General features: G+C 63.7%; 5 protein-coding genes. 3 read left to right on the top strand and 2 right to left on the bottom strand.

Annotation, left to right across the window (positions count from 1 at the left end; all coding sequences use genetic code 11):
• The 3 genes from VFA16_RS11360 to ag85C all read left to right on the top strand — a co-directional run.
• Positions 1-618 (top strand): ATP-binding cassette domain-containing protein (locus tag VFA16_RS11360; protein ID WP_324967904.1); only part of this gene is annotated, 618 nt, incomplete at its 5' end.
• Positions 608-1,426 (top strand): ABC transporter permease, encoded by an 819-nt coding sequence (locus VFA16_RS11355; protein ID WP_324967903.1) that lies wholly within the window; start codon positions 608-610, stop codon positions 1,424-1,426. The genes VFA16_RS11360 and VFA16_RS11355, both read left to right, overlap by 11 nt.
• A 152-nt stretch (positions 1,427-1,578) precedes the next feature.
• Positions 1,579-2,571, top strand: coding sequence for a diacylglycerol acyltransferase/mycolyltransferase Ag85C (gene ag85C / locus VFA16_RS11350; protein ID WP_324967902.1), 993 nt, complete (start codon positions 1,579-1,581; stop codon positions 2,569-2,571).
• 52 nt (positions 2,572-2,623) lie between these two features.
• Here the strand turns inward: ag85C and VFA16_RS11345 are convergent, their stop codons facing one another.
• Both VFA16_RS11345 and treS read right to left on the bottom strand, forming a co-directional pair.
• Positions 2,624-3,964: a maltokinase N-terminal cap-like domain-containing protein gene (locus VFA16_RS11345; RefSeq protein ID WP_324967901.1), complete on the bottom strand. Its 1,341-nt coding sequence runs from the start codon at positions 3,962-3,964 to the stop codon at positions 2,624-2,626.
• The coding region (gene treS / locus VFA16_RS11340; protein WP_324967900.1) for a maltose alpha-D-glucosyltransferase at positions 3,961-5,227 on the bottom strand (1,267 nt) is incomplete at its 5' end. The genes treS and VFA16_RS11345, both read right to left, overlap by 4 nt.

Genomic DNA, 5,227 nt, shown 5'->3' with positions numbered 1-5,227 from the left:
TTGGGTTTCGACGCCCGCACCGAGACAGTCGACATCCGATGCAATATCGGCTATGTGCCGCAGCAGCTTTCGATGGAGCCAGCGCTGACCGGCAGGCAGAACGTGGAATGGTTCGCGCGGCTCTACGGTGTACCGCGCGCCGAACGCGCCGCTCGTGTCGATGAGGCACTGGCCGCAATGCAGCTGCTGGACGTCGCCGACCGGCTGGCGGCCGCCTACTCCGGTGGCATGGTGCGCCGGCTGGAATTGGCGCAGGCGCTGGTCAACCGGCCGTCGCTGCTGATACTTGACGAGCCCACCGTCGGACTCGACCCGATCGCTCGGGACGGGGTGTGGACGCAGGTGCGAAACATGCAGGCCCAGTTCGGCATGACCGTGCTGGTGACCACTCACTACATGGAGGAGGCCGACTCGTTGTGCGACCGGGTCGCGCTGATGCACCGCGGCAGATTGCAGGCGGTTGGAACGCCTACCGAGTTGAAGTCGACAGTGTCACCGGACGCGACGCTCGAGGATGTGTTTCGTCAGTACGCGGGTTCTGGCCTGGACGACGACACGTCGACACAGGGCGTGCATGAAATCCGTTCCATCAGAAAGGCAGCGGGTCGTGTCGGTTGATTACGCCACAGGCGCTCGCTTGGTCCACGCTCCACGCGGATGGCGTCGACTACACGGAATGTGGGCGCGAGTCAGTGCTTTCGCGATCGTCGAACTGCAAAAGCTGCAGCATGATCGCACGGAGCTCATCATGCGCATGGTGCAACCGGCGCTGTGGCTGTTGATCTTCGGTACGACGTTTAGCAAGTTGCACGTCATCGACACCGGATCGGTGTCCTACCTGGCGTTCCTGGCGCCCGGGATCATTGCGCAGTCGGCGTTGTTCATCTCAATTTTCTATGGGATACAGATCATTTGGGATCGTGACTCCGGTGTGCTGGCCAAACTGATGGTGACTCCGGCGCCGGCGTCGGCGCTCGTCACCGGTAAGTCGTTCGCCGCCGGGGTGCGGTCAGTCGCGCAGATCGTCGGTGTGCTCGGGCTGGCGTATCTGATGGGCGTGCAGTTGACCGCCAATCCGTTACGGGTCCTCGCGGCGATAGCAGTCGTCATGCTCGGCGCAGCGTTTTTCGCCTGCCTGTCAATGACATTGGCGGGCTTGGTGCGCAACCGGGATCGCCTGATGGGTATTGGTCAGGCCATCACCATGCCGTTGTTCTTCGCCTCCAACGCCCTCTACCCCGTCGATGTCATGCCGAGATGGCTGCGCGTGCTCAGTACCGTCAACCCGCTGAGCTACGAAGTCGACGCCCTGCGGGGACTGCTGATCGGTCCCGGGTACCACCTCATCGATATCGCGGTGCTGGCGGTGGCAGCGGTGGCCGGCATCGCCGCAGCCTCAGCACTATTGCCGCGCGTGGTCCGTTAGGCCGAGTCCGCTCCGACTCTTAATCGTTAGCCAACCGCGACGTCATAGTGCGGCGTCGACACACGTCCGGGCGCATCCCGCTGTGTTTCACTGCCGAGGACAGGCAATCGACCGCTTCTAGCGGCAGATGAAAGTTGGGATGGGTAGGAGCTATGAAGTTCGTTGAAAAGTTGCGTGACGCAGCGGCGGTCTGGCCGCGCCGGCTGACGATCGCGGCCATGGGAGCTGCCCTATTGCCTGGGCTGATCGGCGTTTTCGGTGGCTCGGCGACCGCGGGGGCGTTCTCTAAGCCGGGTCTGCCGGTCGAGTATCTGCAGGTGCCCTCACCAGCGATGGGCCGCAACATCAAGGTCCAATTCCAGGGCGGCGGTCCGCACGCGGTGTATCTGCTCGATGGCCTGCGCGCCCAGGACGACTACAACGGCTGGGACATCAACACTCCCGCGTTCGAGGAGTTTTACAAGTCAGGGTTGTCCGTGGTCATGCCGGTCGGCGGGCAGTCCAGCTTCTACTCCGACTGGTATCAACCGGCCTGCGGCTCAGCCGGTTGCCAGACCTACAAGTGGGAGACATTCCTGACCCAGGAAATGCCGGCCTGGCTGCAGGCCAACAAGCAGGTGGCCCCCACCGGCAATGCGGCCGTCGGCCTGTCGATGTCGGGGGGTTCGGCTTTGATCCTCGCCGACTACCATCCGCAGCAATTCCCTTACGCCGCATCATTGTCCGGCTTCCTCAACCCGTCGGAGGGCTGGTGGCCGACCATGATCGGCCTGGCGATGAACGACGCCGGTGGATACAACGCCAGCAACATGTGGGGTCCGACCAGCGACCCGGCCTGGAAGCGTAACGACCCGATGGTGCAGATTCCGCGGTTGGTCCAAAACAACACCCGCATCTGGATTTACTGCGGTAACGGCACCCCGACCGACCTGGGTGGCGACAACATGCCGGCCAAGTTCCTGGAGAGCTTCACACTGCGCACCAACGAGCAGTTCAGGGACAACTACATTGCCGCCGGCGGCCGAAACGGAGTGTTCAACTTCCCGGCCAACGGTACGCACTCCTGGCCGTACTGGAACGACCAACTGCTGGCCATGAAGCCCGACATCCAACGGGTGCTGGCCTCCGCACCGAACCCTGCCTGACACAAAAAAGCATCGGCAGCAGCGCAGCGTCGCGCTGCTGCCGATGTTTTCGTTAAGCGGCCGTGAGCCGCGCGATCGCGCGCAGCGGAATCGGCAGCCACCCCGGGCGGTGCCGCGACTCGTAGCCTGCCTCGTACACCGCCTTGTCCAGTTCGTAGGCCGAGAGCACGAGCGCTGAATCACGCGGGTCAACTCCGGCTGCGGCGGCATAACCGTCGCAAAACGCGGTGTGGTTGCGCTCGACCCATTCTCGCGCTCGGGCCGCCAACTGTTTGTCGGGCGCCAGATCCACCAGAGGCCCGTAGGCGGCGTATTCATAGGACCGCAACACACCGGCCACGTCGCGCAACGGTGAGTCCGGCGCGCGGCGTTCGTCCAACGGCTGCCCGGGTTCGCCTTCGAAGTCGATCAACAGCCAGGTGTCCGGGGTGCGCAGCACCTGCCCCAGGTGCAGATCGCCGTGTATCCGCTGGACGGTGATCGTCTCTTGGGCAAGCTTTTGGAATCGCTGTTCGATGGTCTCGGCGTACTCCTGCAATTCGGGCACTGCCGCCACGGTCGACGAGAGCCGGGACAGCATGGTGTCGACCGGAAAGGCGGCCTCCGACGTGCCGAGTTCCTCGGCGAGAGTCGCATGCACCGACGCCACGGCTTCACCGAGCCGGTAGGACTCGCCGGCGAAGTCGCCACCGACTTCATAGGCGTAGAGATCGCCCTCGGCGAATAGGTCACGCACACTGGCCGTGGCCATGGCCCAGCCTTCGGCCGAGTTGGCGGCATACTCGGCCACCATTCCCAGCGGGAACGGAGTGCCGTCGGCCGAAGCGATTTCGTACGCGCCCAGTAGCCGGGAGACATGCGGGTTTCCGGCGCGCCCGAGCACCCTGTTCAGCTCGACGTCGGGATTGACACCGCTGATGACCCGGCGGAACACCTTGAGGATGGCTTCTTCCTCGAAGATCACGCTGGTGTTGCTTTGCTCAGCCTCCGACACCCGCGGCAGCGCCTGCACCGGCAGCGACACATCCGGTTCCCTGCTGAATTTCACTTGGCCACTGGAGAAGTCGCGCACCGCTGAAGAGTCGATCAGTGACAGCAGAAACTGGGTGGCGTCAGGGTCGTACAGCGCGTCGTAGCCGGTGCGGTCGTCGTCAGCGCCGATCGTGGCAACCGTGGTGTACTCCGACAGTGGTGCGGAATCCCAGCTCACCAGCACCTGATAGCGTTCCGACGACCCATTCGAGTACGCGACGTCTACGAGCGCCAAGTCGAGCTCGTCGTGCAGGGGCACGATGACTTCCGCCTCAGCGGAGGACAACTCGCGGTTGCGACCGGCATACCAACGTTGCTGCGGAAGCCATTCTGACCAAGGCAGATTGGCTGCGGAACTCATTGCATCTCCTCAGACGGGGTCAGCTGGAACCAGTAGAACCCGTGTCCTGGCAGGGTCAGCAGGTACGGGAGCTGGCCAACGCGCGGGAATTCCACACGCCCGCTCAACTCGACCGGCGTGTAGCCGTTCCAGTGCTGCAGGTTCAGCTCAATCGGCTGCGGGAACCGCGACAGGTTGTTCACGCACAGCACCACGTCGCCGTCGGCTTCCCGTACATACGCCAGCACCGACGGGTTGGAGCCGCCGAGTTCGCGGAACGAGCCGACGGCGAACGCCTCGTGACGGCGGCGCACTGCCAGCATGGTGCGGGTCCAGTTCAGCAACGAAGACGTGGTGTCGCGTTGCGCTTCGACGTTGACGGCCTGATAGCCATACACCGGATCCTGGATGGGCGGCAGATAGAGCCGACCCGGGTTGGCGGTGGAGAATCCGGCGTTGCGGTCGGGTGTCCACTGCATCGGCGTGCGCACCCCGTCCCGGTCACCGAGCCAGATGACGTCGCCCATGCCGATTTCGTCGCCGTAATACAGGACGGGTGAGCCGGGCAGCGAAAGCAGCAGCGCGGTGAACAACTCCACCTGGTTGCGGTCTTTTTCCAGCAGGGAGGCCAGCCGGCGGCGAATGCCGACATTGGCTTTCATCCGCGGGTCTTTCGCGTACTCGGAGTACATGTAGTCGCGTTCTTCGTCGGTGACCATCTCCAGCGTCAACTCGTCGTGGTTGCGCAGGAAGATTCCCCACTGCGCCATCTTCGGAATGGGCGGTGTCTGCGCCAGGATCTCCGAGATCGGAAAGCGTGACTCGCGGCGGACCGCCATGAAGATGCGGGGCATGAGCGGGAAGTGGAACGCCATGTGGCATTCGTCGCCGCCGGTGTCGGGATCGCCGAAATACTCGACCACGTCGCTGGGCCATTGATTCGCCTCGGCCAGCAGTACCCGGCCGGGGAATTCGTCGTCGACGACTCTGCGGACGCGCTTCAGAAACGCATGTGTCTCGGGCAGGTTCTCACAGTTGGTGCCCTCCCGCTCGAACAGATACGGCACCGCATCCAGCCGGAATCCGTCGATCCCGAGGTCCAGCCAGAAGCGAATGACGTCGAGCATCGCGTCCTGCACCGCCGGGTTGTCGTAGTTGAGGTCCGGCTGGTGGGAGAAGAATCGGTGCCAGTAGAACTGGCGCCGCACCGGGTCAAACGTCCAGTTCGACTCTTCGGTGTCGACGAAGATGATTCGGGCGTCGGCGTACTTGTCGCTGGTGTCG

Source organism: Mycobacterium sp. (assembly GCF_035653355.1).
Classification (GTDB): Bacteria; Actinomycetota; Actinomycetes; order Mycobacteriales; family Mycobacteriaceae; genus Mycobacterium.
The sequence above is the reverse complement of the archived record's forward strand: the minus strand, read 5'-3'. Positions and strand labels throughout refer to the sequence as shown.

What these genes read in the sequence shown, in the direction of transcription:
- ag85C (WP_324967902.1), top strand. Translation starts at nt 1,579, where the DNA reads ATGAAGTTCGTTGAAAAGTTGCGTGACGCAGCGGCGGTCTGGCCGCGC.
- VFA16_RS11345 (WP_324967901.1), bottom strand. Translation starts at nt 3,964, where the DNA reads ATGAGTTCCGCAGCCAATCTGCCTTGGTCAGAATGGCTTCCGCAGCAA.